The sequence below is a fragment of the Psychrobacter sp. GTC18467 genome (assembly GCF_055397455.1).
In genome coordinates, this window is record NZ_AP038920.1 from 1,007,915 (window position 1) to 1,027,979 (window position 20,065).

At 46.4% G+C, this 20,065-nt stretch carries 15 protein-coding genes; 9 read left to right on the forward strand and 6 right to left on the reverse strand.

Annotated elements, in window-relative coordinates; genetic code table 11:
- Positions 1 to 29 precede the first annotated feature (29 nt).
- Both ACZ5XY_RS04270 and ACZ5XY_RS04275 read right to left on the reverse strand, forming a co-directional pair.
- Positions 30 to 1,382 carry a GNAT family N-acetyltransferase gene (locus ACZ5XY_RS04270; protein ID WP_464743204.1) on the reverse strand — a complete coding sequence of 451 codons (1,353 nt, stop codon included), beginning with the start codon at positions 1,380 to 1,382 and terminating at the stop codon, positions 30 to 32.
- Between the two features lie 389 nt (positions 1,383 to 1,771).
- Positions 1,772 to 1,915: a hypothetical protein gene (locus ACZ5XY_RS04275; protein ID WP_464743206.1), complete on the reverse strand. Its 144-nt coding sequence runs from the start codon at positions 1,913 to 1,915 to the stop codon at positions 1,772 to 1,774.
- Positions 1,916 to 1,932: 17 nt separating this feature from the next.
- On the opposite strand from ACZ5XY_RS04275, the gene ACZ5XY_RS04280 reads away from it, so the two are divergent.
- From ACZ5XY_RS04280 to ACZ5XY_RS04295, 4 genes are all read left to right on the forward strand, one after another.
- Positions 1,933 to 4,149 carry an NADP-dependent isocitrate dehydrogenase gene (locus tag ACZ5XY_RS04280; protein ID WP_464743208.1) on the forward strand — a complete coding sequence of 739 codons (2,217 nt, stop codon included), beginning with the start codon at positions 1,933 to 1,935 and terminating at the stop codon, positions 4,147 to 4,149.
- Positions 4,150 to 4,593: 444 nt separating this feature from the next.
- Positions 4,594 to 4,905 (forward strand): potassium channel family protein, encoded by a 312-nt coding sequence (locus ACZ5XY_RS04285; protein ID WP_464743210.1) that lies wholly within the window; start codon positions 4,594 to 4,596, stop codon positions 4,903 to 4,905.
- A gap of 41 nt (positions 4,906 to 4,946) precedes the next feature.
- Entirely contained in the window at positions 4,947 to 5,597 is a 651-nt protein-coding gene (locus ACZ5XY_RS04290; RefSeq protein ID WP_464743743.1) for a pseudouridine synthase, read from the forward strand.
- 115 nt (positions 5,598 to 5,712) lie between these two features.
- On the forward strand, positions 5,713 to 6,663 hold the full coding sequence (locus ACZ5XY_RS04295; RefSeq protein WP_464743212.1) for a DUF305 domain-containing protein: 951 nt from the start codon (positions 5,713 to 5,715) through the stop codon (positions 6,661 to 6,663).
- A gap of 74 nt (positions 6,664 to 6,737) precedes the next feature.
- On the opposite strand, the gene ACZ5XY_RS04300 is transcribed toward ACZ5XY_RS04295, so the two are convergent.
- Positions 6,738 to 8,621 carry a M61 family metallopeptidase gene (locus ACZ5XY_RS04300; RefSeq protein WP_464743214.1) on the reverse strand — a complete coding sequence of 628 codons (1,884 nt, stop codon included), beginning with the start codon at positions 8,619 to 8,621 and terminating at the stop codon, positions 6,738 to 6,740.
- A gap of 280 nt (positions 8,622 to 8,901) precedes the next feature.
- Between ACZ5XY_RS04300 and ACZ5XY_RS04305 the strand changes: the two genes are divergently transcribed.
- Positions 8,902 to 9,387, forward strand: a complete 486-nt coding sequence (locus ACZ5XY_RS04305) for an FKBP-type peptidyl-prolyl cis-trans isomerase (RefSeq protein ID WP_464743216.1) — start codon at positions 8,902 to 8,904, stop codon at positions 9,385 to 9,387.
- 510 nt (positions 9,388 to 9,897) lie between these two features.
- On the opposite strand, the gene ACZ5XY_RS04310 is transcribed toward ACZ5XY_RS04305, so the two are convergent.
- The gene (locus ACZ5XY_RS04310) at positions 9,898 to 12,096 is read right to left on the reverse strand and encodes a carboxy terminal-processing peptidase (RefSeq protein ID WP_464743218.1); all 2,199 of its coding nucleotides are present in this window, start codon (positions 12,094 to 12,096) and stop codon (positions 9,898 to 9,900) included.
- Between the two features lie 406 nt (positions 12,097 to 12,502).
- Here ACZ5XY_RS04310 and nagZ point away from each other — a divergent pair, with 406 nt between their 5' ends.
- Complete coding sequence (gene nagZ, locus ACZ5XY_RS04315) at positions 12,503 to 13,585, forward strand: beta-N-acetylhexosaminidase (protein WP_464743220.1); 1,083 nt, start codon at positions 12,503 to 12,505, stop codon at positions 13,583 to 13,585.
- 110 nt (positions 13,586 to 13,695) lie between these two features.
- On the opposite strand, the gene ACZ5XY_RS04320 is transcribed toward nagZ, so the two are convergent.
- A complete protein-coding gene (locus ACZ5XY_RS04320) occupies positions 13,696 to 15,483 on the reverse strand; it encodes an OmpA family protein (RefSeq protein WP_464743222.1) in 1,788 nt (595 codons plus the stop codon).
- Positions 15,484 to 15,774: 291 nt separating this feature from the next.
- Entirely contained in the window at positions 15,775 to 17,133 is a 1,359-nt protein-coding gene (locus ACZ5XY_RS04325) for a hypothetical protein (RefSeq protein ID WP_464743223.1), read from the reverse strand.
- Between the two features lie 453 nt (positions 17,134 to 17,586).
- Between ACZ5XY_RS04325 and ACZ5XY_RS04330 the strand changes: the two genes are divergently transcribed.
- The 3 genes from ACZ5XY_RS04330 (at position 17,587) to purE (ending at position 19,933) form a co-directional block, all read left to right on the forward strand.
- Positions 17,587 to 18,144, forward strand: coding sequence for a rhomboid family intramembrane serine protease (locus tag ACZ5XY_RS04330; protein WP_464743745.1), 558 nt, complete (start codon positions 17,587 to 17,589; stop codon positions 18,142 to 18,144).
- Between the two features lie 165 nt (positions 18,145 to 18,309).
- Entirely contained in the window at positions 18,310 to 19,254 is a 945-nt protein-coding gene (locus ACZ5XY_RS04335; protein WP_464743225.1) for a metallophosphoesterase, read from the forward strand.
- A 115-nt stretch (positions 19,255 to 19,369) separates the two neighbouring features.
- Positions 19,370 to 19,933: a 5-(carboxyamino)imidazole ribonucleotide mutase gene (purE, locus tag ACZ5XY_RS04340; RefSeq protein ID WP_464743226.1), complete on the forward strand. Its 564-nt coding sequence runs from the start codon at positions 19,370 to 19,372 to the stop codon at positions 19,931 to 19,933.
- Positions 19,934 to 20,065 lie beyond the last annotated feature (132 nt).

The window sequence follows — 20,065 nt, forward strand, 5'->3', positions numbered from 1 at the left end:
AATAAAAATAGCTTAAAAAAAAGCAAGCCTTAATCGTCTAAAGCTTTGGGTAAATTGTCTTGGTTAAATGGCAGCGCGGTGGCGGCATCTTCGCGATAAAGCCGCATTTGCTCACGCTCAGCACGACAAAACGCGCCAATCGCCGGAACAAATCGCGCATCATAAATCCGGTGCAACGAGTGCGTTGCGGTCGGAATAAAGCCGCGAATCAGCTTGTGCTCGCCTTGCGTTCCGGGGTCAAAAAAGGCAAGACCGCGCTCAATGGCAAACTCAATCCCTTGATAATAACACAGCTCAAAATGCAAGCTGTCAAAGTCACTAAGCGCGCCCCAATAGCGACCATAAAGCGTTCTTGAATTTGGATTTTTGGTATCGGAATCAAACAAAAACAAGCTGCTGGCGACAATCTCGCCTTTAGCATCTAAAGCTTGGGCAAGCATCAAATACTGCGGCAATCGCTTAGCCAATTGCTTAAAAAACTCTAAGGTTAAATACGGCATCTGACCGCGAACGGCATAGGTCATCACGTAGCATTGATAAAAAACGTCCCAATCATCATTGCTAATATCTGTACCAACTTTACGCCGGCATATCAACCCCTGCGCGGCAACTTTTCGGCGCTCAGCTTTGATGGTTTTGCGCCGTTTTGCGGTAAGTGTTGCTAAAAACTCCTCAAAGTTTGCAAACCCTGCGCCGCCTGTTGGCAGCTGTTGGTTGTGCCATAAAAACTGACAGCCTTGACGCTCAAAAATGGGCAATTCTGCCATGGGTTTAGGATTAAACGATTTCAGCTCAACTTCGCTTGGAAAATTGTCCTGAACCTTTTGGCAAAAGTCTTTTTTTACGAAAAGCCCGTGCCAGCTTGACGCTTGAACCTGCTCGGCAATCGCATCAACACCGGCAATCAGCGCAGTGATGATGCTGTCGTTAAGGACTGTCCCAACCGTCAGCCAAACGCGCTCACCGCTAATCGGACTATAGGGCACAGCGGTCACCAGCCGTGGATAATAATCCGCGCCAACTTGAGCAAATGCCTGCGCCCAGCGGTAATCAAAAACAAATTCGCCGCGGTGATGGTCTTTGATAAACACCGGCATGACGGCAACAAGTTTAGCGTTATTTTTATCATTCTCAGTTTTGTCCGCTTGGCTTGGCAAGCTGTCATGCTGATAAACTTCAACAAAAAATTGCCACCAACCCGATGTCTTACCGATAGCGCCCGTTGTCATCAGCACTTGCCAAAACTCAAAGCTCATAAATGGCGACTCGGGCGCTTGCCAATCGCCTCGTTGCTGCCAAGCAAAATCATTTGAGATGCCGTAGCTGATATTGGCAACATCATTTTTGTTTGTTAGGTTGCGTGTTATGTCAATTGCGTTCATGATGACCACTATCTTTGTTCCACAAGCCATTAGCCTAGCAAATTTTTGCCGCGTTACTGTCACAATTTGCAGCGCAATGAGTTAAGATAAGCAATTCAGGCTTTTTTATAGCTTTTGCCACAAAAACGCTTAGCCATTTTTTAACGAAATGACCGCATCTTTTCTGCCTATGGCGCAATCGGATAAAAAGGGTGTTATTTGTGTCAATGGCTGATAAAATAGCCCTGCTAATAGTGTAATATAGCTACGATTGATAAAGCGACGACAAAAACCGATTCGTTTTATACCGGTTCGTTTTATTAAAAAAATATCGTAGCCAAAATCGTGATTCGTGCGCAACTGCCGTCCACCACCCTTTTTCAAGCCTTATTGGTGACGCGCTCATCCGCCTAACTTGGCACTAGCGCCGCCCCATCACGCTTGCCGACTTGAAACACTTCAAACGACGATAAAGCAACACTTACCTCGTCAAGATTGCTATAGGCGCTTTGGGCTGTCAAAGGCAGCCAAGCGTTATTATTCACAACAACCAAAGGAATGACCTAAGACAATGTCTATCATTTATTATACCAAAACCGACGAAGCCCCTTCTCTTGCCACGCTCTCTTTTTTGCCAATCGTTAAGGCGTTTACCAAAACTGCGGGCATTGATGTTGAAACGACTGACATCTCATTAGCCGGTCGTATCATTGCGTTATTTCCTGACTTTTTGACCAAAGAGCAGCAAATCCCAAGCGCTTACGCTCAATTGCGTGAATTGGTTAAGCAGCCTGACGCCAACATCATCAAATTGCCAAACATCAGCGCCTCAATCCCGCAGCTTAAAGCGGCAATCAAAGAGCTTCAAGACAAAGGCTACGCGCTTCCTGATTACCCAGACCACCCAGCCAACGAAAAAGAAGAAGATATTCGCGTTCGCTACGACAAAATCAAAGGCAGTGCGGTAAACCCAATCTTACGTGAAGGTAACTCAGACCGCCGTGCCCCACAAGCAGTTAAAGCATTTGCTAAAAACCATCCGCACTCAATGGGCGAATGGAGCGCCGACTCAAAAACTGAAGTTGCCACTATGGACCACGGCGACTTTGCGCACACTGAAGAATCCGTAACCATCGACAAAGCCACCGACTACCGCATCGAGTTTATCGCCGATGACGGCAGCAAAACTGAGCTTAAAGCCCCAGCGCCGCTTCTTGATGGCGAAGTGATTGACGCAGCTGTACTTCGTCACAAAGAGCTTGAAGAGTTTTTAGAAAAGCAAGTTGAGTACGCCAAAGCTCAAGGCATCTTGTTCTCACTGCACCTAAAAGCTACGATGATGAAAGTGTCAGACCCCATCATCTTTGGTGAAGCGGTCAAAGTCTTCTTTAAGGACTTGTTTGCCAAACATGGCGACACGCTAAAAGAACTTGATGTGAACGTGAACAACGGTTTTGGTCACTTAATTTCTAAACTTCAAGAATTGCCAGAAGACAAGCGTAAAGAGATTGAAGCGGACATCGAAACCATTTATAAAAACAACCCTGATTTGGCAATGGTCAATTCAGACAAAGGCATCACCAACCTTCACGTACCAAGCGACGTTATCGTTGACGCGTCAATGCCAGCGATGATCAGAAGCTCAGGCAAAATGTGGGGCGCGGACAATCAGCTTCACGACACCTTAGCGGTTATCCCAGACAGCAGCTACGCGTCAATCTATGATGAAACCATCAAGTTTTGTAAACAACACGGCGCGTTTGACCCTGCTACCATGGGTTCTGTGCCAAACGTTGGTTTGATGGCTCAGCAAGCTGAAGAATACGGCTCACACGACAAAACGTTCTTGATTCCATCATCAGGAAAAGTTCAAGTGTTAGATGCTGATGGCAACGTATTGACCGAACATGACGTGAAAACCGATGACATCTGGCGCATGACCCAAGTTAAAGATGCCCCTATCGAAGACTGGGTAAAACTTGCGGTAACTCGTGCTCGCGCGAGCAACACCCCTGCCGTATTCTGGCTTGATGAAAAGCGTCCACACCACGCCGAGCTTATCAAAAAAGTTGAGCGCTACTTAAAAGACCACGACACCACCGGTCTTGATATCCGTATCATGCCAGTTCGTGAAGCCACTCGCTTTACCCTTGAGCGCTTAAAAGATGGCAAAGACACCATTTCAGTGACCGGAAACGTACTTCGCGACTACTTAACTGACTTATTCCCAATCTTAGAGCTTGGCACCAGTGCGAAAATGCTCTCAATCGTGCCATTGATGAACGGTGGCGGCTTGTTTGAAACCGGCGCCGGCGGCTCAGCGCCTAAGCACGTTCAGCAGTTGGTTGAAGAAAACCACTTGCGTTGGGACTCTTTGGGCGAGTTCTTGGCCTTGGCAGTATCGCTTGAGCATTTAGCGGTCAATGAGAAAAATGAAAAAGCGCAAGTTTTAGCCGACGCTTTAGACAAAGCGACTGAAAAACTGCTCATGAATGGCAAATCACCCTCACGTAAAGTGAATGAGCTTGATAACCGTGGCAGCCATTTTTATATCGCCATGTACTGGGCAGAAGAGCTTGCCAATCAAGATAAAGACCAAGAGCTTAAAGCCAAGTTTGCCCCGATTGCCAAACAGCTTGCCGAAAACGAAGATAAAATCGTCAAAGAGCTGAACGACGCTCAAGGTCAAGCCGCTGACATCGATGGCTACTACTTCTTTGATGAAGCTGCCGCTACTAAAGTCATGCGCCCAAGCAAAACCTTAAACGACATCATCGACGCCATCTAATTAAACTTAAAAGTTTTTAGATTAAAGCAATAGTTCGTTTAGCGGTTCATACCTCAATGGTTTTTAATCATTGAGGTATTTTTAATGGCGTTTTTATAACCGTTTTTAACTTTTAACGGTTTAACAGCGGTCGTTTTAACCGTTATACTACGATTATATTTCACTTTTTATATCAAAATACCTGAATGCGGTTTGATGGCAAATCAACTGTAAAAGGATATTTTGATGCTCAAAAAAAGCAATAATGCCAGAGTCACCCTATTTATTTTTATTATAACGGGCGGTTTATGGTTTGCCCTTGCGCGCTTATTGCCGGCTAATAGTTGGCGCGATGCACTTACCATAATATTGACGTTTTTATTTTGCCTCATTTTTATGTGGTCGCTGTTTAGTACGCTTCAGCGGATTTACGGCGGTCAGGGCAACCTTTAAAAAGAGCTTGCCTTGACCGTAGTTAACGTTTTTTTATTTTTACTGGCATTTTCCGCGCTTTATTATGAAATTGGCACGGTAGATACCACAATTCAAAGCAATCCTATCACTCAAGATTTTTGGGCGTGCTGCTATTTTTCGGTAATTACTTTTACCTCCACCGGATTTGGTGATTTTCGACCGCAAGGGATTGGCAGGGTGCTTGCCAGCGTTCAGGCGTTGATTGGTTATTTGGTACTAGGGCTTTTGGCATCAACCAGCCTATCGATGATTCAGTGGACGGCAAAGGGCAGCGGTAAAAATCGCGGCAATGGCAACGATTAAGCTTTCAATCAACAAGCCCATTTATCAGGCAACTTTGTATGATGACGACTTCCAGTTTGATTTTATTTAATAAACCCTTTGGCGTTCAAAGCCAATTTCGCGATGATGGCAACAATGAGTTTGCCACTTTAAGCCGCTATTTTACCGACAAGTCGCTTCGCGTTGCCGGTCGCCTTGATGCCACCTCCGAGGGGTTATTGATTTTAACAAGTAGCGGCGCGGTCAATCATGCCATCACTAAGCCTTTAACGCTCAATGATTTTCAGCAAAACAATTTAAAAACTCAGCCAAAACTTGGCAAAACCTATCTTGTCCAAGTTGAAGGCACGCCAAGCCCTGAGCAGCTTTTAGCCTTACAAAACGGCGTTGAACTCAAAGACGGCAAAACGCTGCCAGCAAGCGTTCAAGTATTGGCGGAAAACGAGCTGCCAATGCCACTTTGGCAGCGCGAGCCACCGATTCGCGAGCGCAAAAATATCCCAACGGCTTGGCTGATGCTGACCATTTTTGAGGGTAAAAACCGCCAAGTCCGGCGAATGAGCGCTCATGTGGGGCTGCCGTGTTTGCGGCTTATCCGCTGGTCGGTTGCCGGATTTGAGCTTGGCAAGTTGCAATCGGGGGAGTTTGTTCGCGTTCATTTGTCCTCAAAGCGCTTACAGCAATTGGGAGTTAACCCTAAATCTCGGCGTTGACGTTTTTGAAAAATTGCGACGGGCGGTGTTATCAAGCGGTAGAGTTTGTTATCATTATTTTCGTAATAGGCTTGTCATTGTCTAATCAAGCCCTTAAAAGCTTCAAGGATTGCTCATGACTGCCAAAATACCCCGCAAAATCTCTTTCATCAAAACTGCCCTCAACCCGCGCCGACTTGTCGTGATTAGTGCGCTGAGCCTAGCGCTACTTACCGCTTGTCAGCCAAAATCTGATAGCAGTGATGATGCTCAAACAGAAACCACGACAGTTGAACCGACCCAAAATGAGACTTCGCCCCTTCCTAGCGCTGATGAGGTGGACGATGCCGCAAATAGCTTGGATTTGGCAGACGATGAGGTCGATATTTTTGAGGACAATTTAGACGGCGAAACTGACACCAGTGACTTGAGCAGTCAAGAGTCACGCGTCAAAGACTTTACCAAAGTGCTGACCAAAATGAATGATGAAATGCGAATCGGTCAGCGCTACCTTGACCCTGATGTGGCTTTTGCCAAAATCATGCTTGGCTATCATAGAAGCGTCCGCGATTTGGCAAAATTGGAGCGCAAATACGGTCAAGATGCCACCATGATTGCCTTTGCTGACGATTTAATTGCCGCGCAAAAAGAGGACATCGGTCGCATCAAAAAATGGCTCGCCTCCCATCCCGACAGCACCAAGCCCAAATCAGACACGCCTGCCATGCAAGCAGAATTTGCGCGCGAAATTGACACGTTAACTCAAGATAGAAGCTCGGTTCTTACCGATGACAGCGCCGACATTGCCTTTGCTCGGCTGATGCTGCCGCATTATTTAGCGGCTATTAATTTGGCAAATATTGAGCTGAAATACGGTCGCGATGACGAGATGCGGCAACTAGCGCGTGATTTTATCACTTATCGTCAGCCGGTAATTACCTTACTTGACAGTTGGGTTAAATCACAACCCTCAACTGATTTGGCAGATAGTGACGCTGAAACTTTAGACAACGCCAACGCTAAACAAGACGAAAAAACGGACAAGGCAGAAAGTTTAGATAAAAAGCCCACGGCAACTGCTCAATAATTATAATAGTTTAAATAACCATGCAATAAAAAACGGCAACCTATCGGCTGCCGTTTTTTTATTAACAAATTAAACTACTGCGCCTGACCCCATGCCATGCCACTAAGCCAAGATTGCCAAGCAGGCGTCACTTGTGAATCATCGGTTGCCGCAACTGCTTGCTTCAACTGAACTTGGTACGGCTCATCGGGCGTAAAGTCCGCAAAATTAACGGTCACGGTTAACAGCTCATCACGGCGAAACAGATGACAAATGACCTTGGGTTTTGCCGCATTTAACTCGGCAAATTGCTTGTTGTCCGCTTTTAAGCCATCAATGGCAACGATCACATCATTTGCCGAAATCCCTGCTTTAGCAGCAATGCTATCACGAAGTACGCGATTGACCTTTAAACCGCTTGGCGATTCCTCCACGCGCAGCCCCCAAGGCACATGTTTGGCAAAGGTATGCTGCTTGTCGGCAAACATTTTGATGCCATTTGCCGCAAGTAGCGACTCAATCGGCAATTTGTCCACGCCATTGACATAGCGCGCTTCAAAATCAAGCCAATCTGCAACCGGAACAAACGACCCCATCAATTCCGTTAAATCCTCAGGAGTGATGGCAAGGGCGGAGTATTTCGGCGCAGGCGGGATTTGTTTTGCCTTATCATAAAACGCGCGAACTACGTCAAACAAGCGGTATTGCCCCGCCGTTTTTTGCAAAAGCCACAAGTCCAAACACAGCGCCACCAAAGCGCCTTTATTATAATAACTGACCCCTGCGTTGCCGGTATTTTCATCGGCGCGGTAAAGCTTAATCCACGTATCAAAGCTGGATTCGGCAACGCTTTGATGGTCGCGACCAAAGGTTTGATAGTAGCGGCTGATTTGGTCACCAAGCAACGTTAAATAGCTTGCTTTGTCAATCAGCCCTGAGGCTTGCAGCATAAAATCATCGATGTAGGAGGTAAAACCCTCAAAGACCCAAAGCAGCGGCGTGAACACCTCGCGGCGAAAATCAGCATCAACCATGCCAAACGGTCGCACCGTTTTTACCCACCACGAATGAAAATACTCATGGCTACAAAGTCCCAAAAAGCGCTGATAAGGCGAACTTGGCAACTCCGGCTCATCAAAGCGCGGCAAATCACGGCGCGGCGTCACAAGGCTGGTTGAATTAATATGCTCAAGACCGCCGTAATCTTGACCGCTGGCATAAGTCAAAAAGGTGTAGTCGCTAAAGGGGGCGTGACCAAGCCAATTTAAATAGGTTTGGCAAAGCTGAGTTAAATCACGCTGAAGCCTTGGCAGATTAGCATGGTGCCGACCTGATAAAAAAAAGCGGTGCGCTAAAGCCTTGCCGTTATTATCTTGAACCACAAAGCCAAAGGTGTCTTGACCCGCAATCTCAAATGGATGGTCAATCAACTCAAAATAATCGCTAGCGGTTAAGGTAAAATACAGCTTTTGGTCGAGCGTTTTTTGCGATTTAAGCCCGCAAGCGATTTTACAATCGCTATTTTTTAGTAAAAAGTCTTCTGGAACAATAAGTTTGACGCTCACTGGATTTTTTTCTAAATCAGTAACGGCAAGCGCAAGCGAGGTGAAATTGCCAAACAACCGCGACTGGTCAACGTAAGCGGTGCGAACTGATAAGTCGTAACAATAAACCTCATAACTGACCACTACTTTTTGCCCTGCGGTGATTTCGGGCAGCTGCCAAGTGTGCTTATCAAGCTTGGGCGCTCGTTTTAGGGGCTGGTTAGCGTCCTCAAGGTGATAAAAAACGGCGGTGATATTGCGCGCAAACTCGCGGATTAAATAACTTCCGGCAATCCAAGCTGGCAGCCAAAGCGTTGGCGCGTCCGTGCTGGCGGTAAAGCTTAGACGAACATCGACCAAATGCTCGTTAAAGCGCGCAAAATCGATGTCGTAATGAATATTGTCATTAATTAATGGGCTATTATTTTCACTCATAGGGGTAACTTATTTTATTTTGATGCTTTATAGTAAGATTATGTCGCTTAAAAGGCAACCGCTGCCCTTTTATGCTAAATTTCAACTTAATCACCATTTTTTTGAAATCTGCCTTGAAAGTTAAACACGTTATCTCAATTAAGATGCTAACTGCAATTTTCAGTTACTTAACGCTTGCTCTTAATAAACTGACGATAATTTGACTGGTAAGGTAGCTTTTGGCTGGCTGATTGGCTTTTTTAGGTTTATTACGTTTATAACAACCAAACTAGGATTTTTTATGACTACCATTGCAAAGGACACCGCCGTCAAATTTAACTACACGTTAAAAGACGATGAGGGCAACATCATTGACAAATCGCCAGAAGGTCAGCCGCTTGCCTACCTTCACGGTCATCAAAACATCATTCCAGGGCTTGAACAGCAGCTTGAAGGCAAATCAGCCGGTGAAAAAGTCCATGCGGTGATTGAGCCTGCCGATGCTTATGGCGAATATCAAGAGCAAGCCGTTCAGCGCGTTCCTCGCGAAAACTTCCAAGGCGTTGAAGATATTCAACCTGGAATGCAGTTTCAATCAGAAGCCGGCGGTCAAGTGATGCTCGTTACGGTCATCGATGTGAATGACAAAGAAGTCACGGTTGATGCCAACCATCCCCTAGCCGGTCAGCGCTTGACCTTTGATGTGGACATTCAAGAAGTTCGCGCAGCCACCGAAGACGAATTAAACCACGGTCACGTCCACGGCGCAGGTGGCGTTGAGCACTAATTTGCTCGTTGCAATTTGATAATGAGCGCGATTACTGACTTTTGCGTCAATTATGATTTTTGCATTATTTTTAAAAAATAATAAAAAAAGCCTATGACCGTCATGGGCTTTTTTATTGGCTTTGGTTTTCTTATTGCTTTGAGATTCTTATTACTTTAATGAAATAAAAAACCATTAACTAATAAACGCCCACAAAAAAACCGTATAACGATGGTCGTTATACGGTTTTTTTGCCAACCTTTCTTCCTTGAATCAGTGACTTGATGTCCAATCCCAAGACCTCAAATTACTGGCGGGTATCCTACCCTTGTTTTTTTTCATCATCCCTAATGAACTTACTGTCCCTAACCGATGGCAGTTATTGCAGGCTTTACCAATCCCTAGTAAAGCGGTTTGCCATAACCCCATCGGGCAGTGACTACATCATCGCAAATTCAGCGGCTTAGCAAAAGAGGTTAAGGCGTCATCGCTTGTAAGCATTTACGTACAAGCGCGACTTTTCAACTACTATTAAGGCGCGCTGACCAGCATTGGGTCGGCGCTTAGCATTAAGGTTGCCGCTTCATGAATGTAAGCTTCATCTTCAGGCAACTGCGGTCGGATGCTGGCTTTCATTTGGCTGCGCTCTTCAAATTTGGCGTCCATTTGCGCCTGATAGGTACTCCAATTGGTATAAGGGCGCTCGCCTAGTGCTTTTCGGCGCTGATTTTCGGCCTCAAGCGTTTTTTGTTCCACAAGCTTCATTTTGGCGCGGCGGCTATTGATATCAAGCTTAATGGGCTTTTTCTCGTCTTCCATATCACGAATTTTATTTAAGGCGCTGAGGTAAACAAACTGCGGATTTTGCTCTTGACGGATTTTGGACTGCTGATTTAAGGTGGCAAGCGTGGTGGCGCTAAATTTGCCTTCAGGTTTAAATGGCGCGGTTTTGATGGTGTCCCAAGGCAAGGCATTTTTTTGCGCGCGCTCGCCAAAGGTCGCATCATCGTAAATGTTGACCAAATTCACGTCCGGAATCACGCCTTTATTTTGGGTGCTGCCGCCGGTGACGCGGTAAAATTTGCGCTGAGTCAAGGTTGCTGACCCTAATGCTAAATTATCAAGCTGAATTTGCGCAGAACCCTTACCGGTGGTGGTACTACCAACAACCAAGCCGCGACCGTAATCTTGAATGGCGGCGGCAAAAATCTCACTGGCAGACGCAGACGCTAAGTTAATCAGCACCACCATTTTGCCGTCATAAAGCTGAGCGCCGCCGTCGTCATCGCGGTAAACTTGAACGTTGCCGCGGTTGTCGCGGATTTGCACTAAAGGACCACTTTTGATAAATAGCCCAAGCATTTTGGCAACTTCATCAAGGGAGCCGCCGGGGTTGTTGCGTAAGTCAACGACAAGACCGTCAATGTTTTGCGCGTTGAGCTGTTTTAAGGCGTTTTCGGTATCGACGCTGACGCTGCGGTACTCCTCGCCATTTCGGCGCGCTCTATAGTTGAGATAAAAGCTTGGGATTTCAAGAACGCCAATGCGTTTTGGTGTCTCATCAATGCCTTTGCGCTGAAAATTGACCACGCGCTGAGTGACGCCCGACTCTTCTTGCTCAATAATGTCGCGAATGATGGTGACCGTTCTTGCACTGGCATCAGGGGCGTTTGGTTGCCGCACCTTTAAGGTGACCGGCGTTCCGCGCTTGCCGCGAATGAGGCTGACAATCTCCCGCGTTGACCAACCAATGACATCGGTCATATTTTTGCCATCTTTAGCAATGCCGATAATTAAGTCGTTGGGCTTAATTTGACCGCTTTTTGCGGCAGGACCGCCATCAACCAAAGTGACAATTCGCGTATAATCCGGATTTTTGCGGTCAGGGCGGATAGAAACGCCGATACCCTCAAGCTGAAGGCTGGATTGGATTTGCAGCTCAGTGGCTTGAATCGGTGCGTAGTAGTTGCTGTGTGGGTCATAAGTCAACATGGCGGTGTTGAGCACCGTTTCCATGATTTCATCATCGGTAAAGCGCTGCAACTGCTCTTGTTGGCGCTTTAAGCGATTGAGCAAAATTTGGCTTGGCGTTCGAGTGTCGTTGCGAACCAAGTCTTGACCTAAAGCAAGGTCTGGGTTGGCAATAAAGACTTTTTCTTTACTTTTTTCATCTTCTTGACCAAGGGTGATACTGATTAATTGAAATTTAATCTGTTTTGTCCAGTAATCGCGCTGCTCTTTTTGGGTTTTAAAATGTGGCAATTTTTCACGGTCGAGGACAATGCTATCGTTGCCGGTCAATTTTAAATTGGACTTTAGCAGTCGGCTTGCCAAGTCAAAATATTCGTTTGAGCGTTTGCGATAGCGCTCAAAGATATCTGCGCCCGCGCTTAAATCGCCACGTTTTAGGCGCATGCCAAAGTCGCTTGCGTATTTTTTCTTAAATTCATCAACATCCGACTGCAAAAACAGCGTGTGATTGGGGTCAAGGCTGTCCAAATACATGTCTAAAATCTGCGCCCCTGTTTTGCTGTCAAGCGGCTGATTTAAGTAATGACTTCGGTCTAACAAGGCGGCAACCTGACGCGTGGTCAGCTTTTGCTCAGGGGTGGCAGCAAAGCCTTGGCTGTTGGTCTCGGCAATGGCAGTACCATAACTTTGGGTCAAAATAAGACCCACAACGCCCACGGACGCAATGCTCAGTAACCACTGTGCTGGTTGTTTTTTCATCATTTACACCTACTTTATGAGTTCTAACGGTTTACGGTTGCCGCTTCACCATCAATTTAAAAATTAGATTAACCTGACTTATCTCAAAAATATTTGAAAAAAATAGTATTAAAAAATGTGGTCATGTTCACTTTAGAAAATAATTTATAGTAGCATAACGCCTTTTGGCTAACTGTCTCAAACTGTATCAATACTCTTTCGCAATTGCAGAAATTTTTAACCCATTTTCTTATAGTTTACCTTATTTTTACCTAAACTTTTGCTTATTGTTAGCATGACCTAAATTAACGCCGCCATCAAAAATAATTTTGAAAAATTGGCAATTGAACAGCAAATTGGCATAATGGCAGCACAATGAGGGTCAGTTTGACCTTGTTACTGAACCAACCATGACTTCGAGGCAAAAATGATGGGCGCATTAATGATTGATTTAGCAGCGGCTACTTTAAGTAAGGAAGATGCCGCGCTGATAGCTCAGCCGGAAGTCGGCGGTCTGATTTTGTTTGGTCGCAATGTGGTTGATGCCGCCCAAGTTCGCGCGCTTTGTGATGCCATTCGTGATATCCGCCCTGATATGATTATCGGGATTGACCAAGAAGGCGGTCGGGTGGCGCGGCTGCGCGAGGGCTTTAGCAAGCTGCCGGCGATGGGGGCACTTGGCAAATTGTTTGATAGCGATAGCAAGAAAGCTCAAGTTTGCGCCTTTGATTGTGGCTATTTGATGGCTTGCGAGGTGATGGCGGTCGGCATTGATATCAGCTTTGCTCCGGTTTTGGATATTGATGATGTGAGCCTTGTGATTGGCGACCGCAGCTTTCATCAAGACCCTGACGTCATCATCACCCTTGCAAGTGAGTTTATGCGCGGCATGAAAGCTGCCGGAATGAAAACGACTGGAAAGCATTTTCCAGGTCATGGCTCAATTGCGCCGGACTCGCACGTTAGTATGGCGGTTGATGAGCGAGCGCTTGATGAGATTATGGCGCGCGACATTCAGCCGTTTTTAAAGACCTTACCGCTGCTTGATGCGCTCATGCCTGCGCATGTGATTTTTAGTCAGGTTGATGACAAACCTGCTGGATTTTCCAAAATTTGGCTTCAGGATATTTTGCGCGATAAACTTGGCTTTGAGGGGGTGATTTTTTCTGATGATTTGTCCATGGCAGGGGCAAAGAGTGCCGGTGATGTTGGCGCTCGGGTGACTGCCGCCATCGATGCCGGTTGTGATTTGGCATTGGTTTGTAACGACCGAGCCGCCGCCATTCAAGCGCTAGATACGGTTAAAACGCTTCAATTATCGCCTTCAACTAAAATCAAAACCATGAAAAGTTGCATTCCAACTTGGCAAGGTAGCCTTGAGGCAACTTGTCAGCACTACCCGCATTGGCAAAAGGCTCGGGCAAATATTACCGCCACTTTTCAAAACACTCACGCGACCATGATACATCAAAATAATCAAGCTGACCCTACCAAGTATTCATTGTCTTAAGCTATTAAAAGCGAGGGTTTAATCGCTGATTTTCTTAACTTAGCAAAAATTTTTTAATAAAAAACCACCAATCGCCTTGGTGGTTTTTATTGGTCGATTAATGATGCCGATTATGGATTGGTTGTTCCGGCATTATTGATAGGCTTTACGTCCGCTTGTGGGGCAGGAAGGGAGCTTTTCGGTGCAGGAACAGGAACGTCATTGGGGTCGCGATTGTCCGTTGTGCCTTTATTGGTATTGACTCCCGTGTTATTGGCTGTGCCCGAATTGACATTACCATTAGTGACCGTAGGTGGGGTTGAAGACGCCGTGTTATCAGGAATAACCACGGTCGTTGGGGTGCTTTCACGCTCAATCACGGTTACGGTGGTGTCAACCGGAGCAACAGCGGTGACGCCGCCAATATCTGCAACCGCCACCTCATTGTTCATCGCGGTTTCATCATAAACGGTAAATTCAATGCGGCGGTTTCGGAAGCGACCTTGGTCGGTTGAATTGTCCGCAACCGGCTCAGTCTCCCCTTTACCTTGGGTGATGAGTTTGCTTGGGTCAGCGCCTTTTGACACCATGTAATCTTTCATCGATTGGGCACGCTCTTGTGACAGCTTCAGGTTATAAGCAGGATCAGCGGTGCTGTCAGTGTGACCGGTAATTAAAAGTTTCATATCTGGAACTTGTTTCATGATTTCAACGGCGCGGTCAAGAATAGGCTTGTTGACATCAGGAATAACGGCTTCATCGACTTCAAAGTGAACCACTTGCAAGCTCAGCGCTCGCGCCACATCGCTTGGGTCTGGGTTGTCGCCCAAGCGGTCAACAGCAAGGTTTGCCGCTTCAATACTGCGGTCAATCTCGCTTTGCAAATCAAGCGGCTTTTCAGCGGTAACGGTCATTGAGGGGACAGCTGCTTGAACATCGCTCACCAGTTTTTGCAGCGCCGCGCTGTCAGGAGCGTTTAGAACAATGTCGTTGCCTTTGATAAAGGCGCTTGCATTAGGAACGTTTTTGATGATTGGTAAAATTTTTGCAAGCTCACCGGCAGCTGGCATATCAATGCTAAAGTTATCATCAACATCGGCGCGGCACTTGTCCGCATCGCTGCCAAAACTGCTACTCAGGGCATTCATCACGGTGCCGCGAAGGTCTTCGTTACCTACATTCATTCGGCAGGCATAAAGTGACCCTGCACTGTCGCCAGTTGCAATTCGTAATGACGCCGGCTCAACGTCCATCACCGCGACATTTTGACCACCATCAGCGCTTTGCTCAGTCACCACAGGCGTTCCCACCGGCTCAGGGTTGTTTTGACAACCGCGAAGCAGCGCCCAAGCCAGCGCGCCCAAAATAATTAAGCCCACAATCGGCAACAGCGCTTTCATAAAGTTGCCTTGCGGCTCCGGCGTTTTTTGTAAGATGGTCGTGACCTTTTCAGTCGTTGGCGCAACCGGCGGTACAGCAGCGGCGGCAGGAGCAGCAACCATTCCGGCAGGAACAAGCGCGGCTGCCCAAAGCGGAATATGGTGCTGATAACTGCTTAAATTGTCATTTAAAAATTGTGGAATTGGCGTGGTTCCTGCCAAATTTTTGATTTCATGATAAGCAAGTGGCGCAGCCATCGCAATAAGACCGCGAGCTGCCGTTGGCTCAACGTTATTTTCAGCAGCAAGTTCATTAGCAATGCGCTCTTTTTGGCTGCCTTCTGTCCAAATTCGGTCGTAAAACCCTTGGTCATCATGAGCGATATTTTCGCTGCTAAAACGACCAAGCACTTCAGGGTCGGCAAGCTTAGCGGCAAAAATGGCATAAAATTGCTCAAGTAGACGCATTTTTGCAGGCGAGCGGTCATCACCAAGTACCGCAGGGCTGACCGTTCTGGTTAAATAATTAATAATATCCATAAAAAATCTCCTCTAATTTATTGTTATAACTTCCATCATAATGTTAGCTTCAGTTGCAAATAAAGCTTATGGCTAACTTTTGCTGCTACAAATTATTTTTATTATAAAGTTGTTAAGGATAGCTCGGCTATAAACGTGCTGTAGGGCAATTGCTACGATAAGTAATATTTCAATGTCAGCGCGTAACCATAAGTCTTGCGGGTAACTGAGGTTTAACAAAAATCCTGCTTAAGGGCAGACAGTTCACTTAAGCAGGATGGGGTTAAACGCCTAATAGGACGGCTTTTTTAATTACTGGGCTTGGTTTTGTGCCCCATTTCGGACAGGGTCTGCCATGATGGTGGTGTTTGCCATGTCATCAACTTCTGCTTGCGAGATGCCATTTGCTGGGCGGTTATTTTGCGGAATGTTGTTAATGCTGCTTTGCGGCGGTGGTGGCGGTGCAGGGTTGACGTTGCTATTTGGCGCCGGTGGCGGATTGCTAGGAATCGTAGTGACTTGAGTCGTCGGCGTAGGCGCTGGTGCCGGAGCAACAATAGTCACATTGCTTGGCTGAGGCGGTGCTTCATAAACGACCGTTGGCGGCGCGGCAACCGTTGTGGTTGCGACCACTGGTTTGGAAGAGGTGACCGTAATGGTCGGCACAATTGAGCGAACATCAACAAGCAAACGCTCAAGCTGAGTGTTATCGGGTGCTTCTAAACTGATGCTGTCATTTTGCAGTTGAAAGCGTGAAAAGGGCGCACTTTTCATCAAGGCTAAAACGTTTGGCAAGGTTTCAACATTGATGTTGGTTAAAGTCGTTGCCACGCCTTGACGAACGGTAATATTACAAATGCTTGCCTGAGCGCCAAAGCTTGAGGTTAACGCTTGTTGCAATTGCGATTTTAACTTGTCATCACCAACGGTTGCCGAACAGGTGTATAAATTGCCCACATCATCAACGCCGACCACCAGTTGCGCAGGAGTCACCACCTCAACCGTTGCCGTTTCAGGCTCGGTGGTAGCCGGCGTTACCACGACGGTCTCTGTAGGTACAGGCTCCTCCTCAGGCTCATGAATAAACAGCCACCAAAGCAGCAATAACGCCAGTAATCCGGCAGCGGCTAACAACAAACGCACCATCATGTCATGGCGCTGATTGCGAGCGCGGACTGCCGCTCGTGATTCAGGAACTTCGGCAACGGTATGAACGACCTCCGTTACCACAGGTTCAGGCGTCATGGTAGCGCCAATCACCGCCCCTGCCCACGCCGGCAAATAAGCTCGGGTATCGGCAAGCTGCAACTGTAAAAACGGCGGCAATGGCTGGTTATTGGCAAGGACATTCAACTCTTTAAACGCAAGCGGCGTGGCTTGAATCAAAAGCTGCTCGGTCGTTGCCGCATCGATATGATGCGTTCCTGCAAGCTCGCGAATCAGCAGCTCACGCTGAGCCGGCTCGCCCCAAATTTGTTCAAATAAAATATTGCTTGGTGCCGGTTCCACCAAACTGTCATAGCGCTGAAGCTTGGTGAACACCTCAGGAACTGCCAAGCGGTTCACCAAAATGGCATAAAACTGCTCAAGTAAATTGCGATGAGCAATCCCACCCTCCGCGCCAACAATGGCAGGGGTCACGGTTTGTTCTAATTGAGTAATGATGGTCATAAATTCTCGCCTTATCTTAAGACTTTGGTCTCCAAAAAATGGGTCATTTTTTATAAATTTTTTTATAAATCGAACGCTTAAAATTATTGTTATTCAAATGGCTTTTAAGCTGACCGTGCCCAATCAGCGTCTTATAATCCGATTTTTGGTAAATTATTGTTGATTATAAGCCTAATAAACTGGCAAAATCCATGTCTAATAAGTCAACCATAAAACTTCGTAATCGTATAGCAGCGATGATAGGTAGCTTTGCCAACATTCAGGAGTGTTTTGTAGTTGAATGTAATTTGTGTTAATTCACAATTGAGCTTGTCAAACAAACTCACTACTATGATTTAAACTTGCTTTTTCTTGCTCATTTATTTTTTCAACCATTACTTTGACCGAGGTTAAGGATTTTCTTTGCTCACTCATACGACCTTGATTATCGTCATTACCGTCATTGTCAGTCTGATGGCTTGGCAAAACAAAACGCTGTTTAATCGGCTGATTTTTTACCCGCCGGCGGTCAGCTCAGGGCAGTGGGACAGATTTGTCACCCACGGCTTTATCCATGCCGACAGCATGCACTTGCTGTTTAACATGTTCACCTTGTATTTTTTTGGTCGCGCGATTGAAGGCTTATACCGCGAATTTGTGCTTGGCTATGGCTTTGTAATTTTTTACGTTCTTGCTATTGTCGCGGCGATGATTCCAAGCTATATTAAAAACAAGAACAACGCGAGCTATCTAAGCCTTGGGGCGTCAGGCGGCGTATCCGCAGTACTCTTTGCCTTTATCTTGCTTGCGCCTTGGGAGATGATTTATCTTTTTGCTATTATCCCTATTCCAGCGATTTTATTTGCCGTAGCTTACGTGGCATATAGCATTCACGCCAATAGACAAGGCAACTCTAATATCAATCACATGGCGCATCTTTGGGGCGGCGCGTTTGGGGTGGTAGCAACGATTTTGCTGCATCCACCAATTTTACTGCACTTTTTTAATGCCCTAATCTCTCCTCAGTTTTAAGCATTTTTATAAAACCTTCTAAATACTCTTAAGTCTAAATCTCTTTTTTAAAAAACTTTGGTCATAAAACAGGCTGCAGTCCAACTGTCAGCCTAACGTTGTTTATGGTTAAAAGCTTTATTAAACAATTATGGTTAAAAAAACTGTTATTTTGGAGCTAATATTATGATTATTGATATTATCGGTGACATTCATGGCAATGCCGATAAGCTTAAAGGTCTGCTCAATCAGCTAAATTATCAGCATAACGGCACGTATTTTGAGCCGCCAAGCGGTCATCGGGCGCTGTTTATTGGCGATTTGATTGACCGCGGCTCGCAAGAGCTTGCTACCCTTGAAATCGTCTTTGCAATGATAGATAACGACGTAGCAGACGCGGTCATGGGCAATCATGAGTACAATGCGCTGGCGTTTGCCACCCCAAATCCGTACCAATCGGGGCAATATTTACGCTCACATAGCGACGTTCACCGCCGTCAGCATGAGGCGTTTTTAGAGGAAGCGCCAATGGGGTCAAAGCTTCATAACTATTGGCTGTCACGATTTTATGACATTCCGCTTTGGCTTGAAACGGATTATGCTTGCTTTGTCCACGCCTGTTGGGACGTGGATAGCATGGCGGTGTTAAAGCCGTTATTAACCGAAAATAACTGCTTAACTTATGAGGCACTGGTGGCAACGTCGCAAAAAGGAACGCCGGAATTTGATGCGCTTGAACGGGTCTTAAAAGGGGTGGAAACGCCGCTTCCTGAGGGCTTGGTGATGGTCGATAAAGAGGGTGCTGAGCGCAAAAACGTCCGCGTTCGCTGGTGGCTTGATGATTTGCAGTCAAAAACCATTCACGAGGTTGCGCGAGCACCAAAATCGGGACTGGCAACAATCCCAACCGATGCCTTGGCTGAAAATATCGACTTTGCCTTAAAAACGCAAAAGCCGGTGTTTGTGGGTCACTATTGGCTGACCGGAAACCCTGAACCATTAAGTCCGCAGGTGATTTGTACCGATTATTCAGCAGCGGTTGATAGCGGTTATCTGACCTGTTATCAGCTTGACACGAGCAAGCCACTACCATTGTCAGCGGACAATTTTATTCAATTTGTTCACGACTGAGCATTTTTTATCACTGAGCGCTTTTTCACTGAGCATTTTTATCACGAATAAGCGCGGCAGGCTTTACGCCGCCTTGACATCTTAGTATGATAATCGTTTTGCAGGAAATTGCATCATGAGCCAAGTTCCCAATCTCGCTGCCCATCACTCTCACGTTCCAGAGCCTATCACCTCACCCGATGGGGTCGCCAAAGTCGGTATCATCATGGGATCGCAGTCCGATTGGGCAACGATGCGCGAAGCGGCGCAATTGCTTGCAGACTTTGATATTGCCTTTTCTTGCGAAGTGGTGTCGGCGCACCGAACGCCTGACCGTTTATTTGACTTTGCCAAATCAGCAAAAGCCAACGGTTTACAAGTCATCATTGCAGGGGCAGGCGGCGCCGCGCACCTGCCGGGGATGTGCGCCAGTCAAACGTCCCTGCCTGTGCTTGGCGTTCCGGTAAAGTCATCCATTTTAAGCGGTTGGGACAGCTTGTTGTCCATCGTTCAGATGCCAAAAGGCGTGGCGGTTGGAACGCTTGCTATCGGAACCGCAGGAGCTTATAACGCCGCGCTACTTGCCATTCAAATTTTAGCGCTTCATGATGACTCTATTGCCAAAAAGCTTGAAACTTTGCGCCAAAACCAAACCGAAACGGTGCTTGCCAGCCCAACCCCTGGCGTTATGAATGGCTAAAAAATTTCAATTAAGCTGATTTTCCAAGCTTATTTTAAAGCGTCCTGTCAATTTCATATTGACTTGAAGCTTATTTTCCGCTAGTTTTTAGGGTCTTCTAAAAATTTTCACGTTAAGGTGCAACTTTGCACC

Coding starts and splice junctions, on each gene's coding strand:
- purE (WP_464743226.1), top strand. CDS start 19,370: ATGAGCCAAGTTCCCAATCTCGCTGCCCATCACTCTCACGTTCCAGAG.
- ACZ5XY_RS04270 (WP_464743204.1), bottom strand. CDS start 1,382: ATGAACGCAATTGACATAACACGCAACCTAACAAACAAAAATGATGTT.
- ACZ5XY_RS04330 (WP_464743745.1), top strand. CDS start 17,587: ATGGCTTGGCAAAACAAAACGCTGTTTAATCGGCTGATTTTTTACCCG.
- ACZ5XY_RS04300 (WP_464743214.1), bottom strand. CDS start 8,621: ATGAGTGAAAATAATAGCCCATTAATTAATGACAATATTCATTACGAC.
- ACZ5XY_RS04320 (WP_464743222.1), bottom strand. CDS start 15,483: ATGGATATTATTAATTATTTAACCAGAACGGTCAGCCCTGCGGTACTT.
- ACZ5XY_RS04335 (WP_464743225.1), top strand. CDS start 18,310: ATGATTATTGATATTATCGGTGACATTCATGGCAATGCCGATAAGCTT.
- ACZ5XY_RS04295 (WP_464743212.1), top strand. CDS start 5,713: ATGACTGCCAAAATACCCCGCAAAATCTCTTTCATCAAAACTGCCCTC.
- ACZ5XY_RS04280 (WP_464743208.1), top strand. CDS start 1,933: ATGTCTATCATTTATTATACCAAAACCGACGAAGCCCCTTCTCTTGCC.
- ACZ5XY_RS04305 (WP_464743216.1), top strand. CDS start 8,902: ATGACTACCATTGCAAAGGACACCGCCGTCAAATTTAACTACACGTTA.
- ACZ5XY_RS04310 (WP_464743218.1), bottom strand. CDS start 12,096: ATGAAAAAACAACCAGCACAGTGGTTACTGAGCATTGCGTCCGTGGGC.
- ACZ5XY_RS04290 (WP_464743743.1), top strand. CDS start 4,947: ATGACGACTTCCAGTTTGATTTTATTTAATAAACCCTTTGGCGTTCAA.
- nagZ (WP_464743220.1), top strand. CDS start 12,503: ATGATGGGCGCATTAATGATTGATTTAGCAGCGGCTACTTTAAGTAAG.
- ACZ5XY_RS04325 (WP_464743223.1), bottom strand. CDS start 17,133: ATGACCATCATTACTCAATTAGAACAAACCGTGACCCCTGCCATTGTT.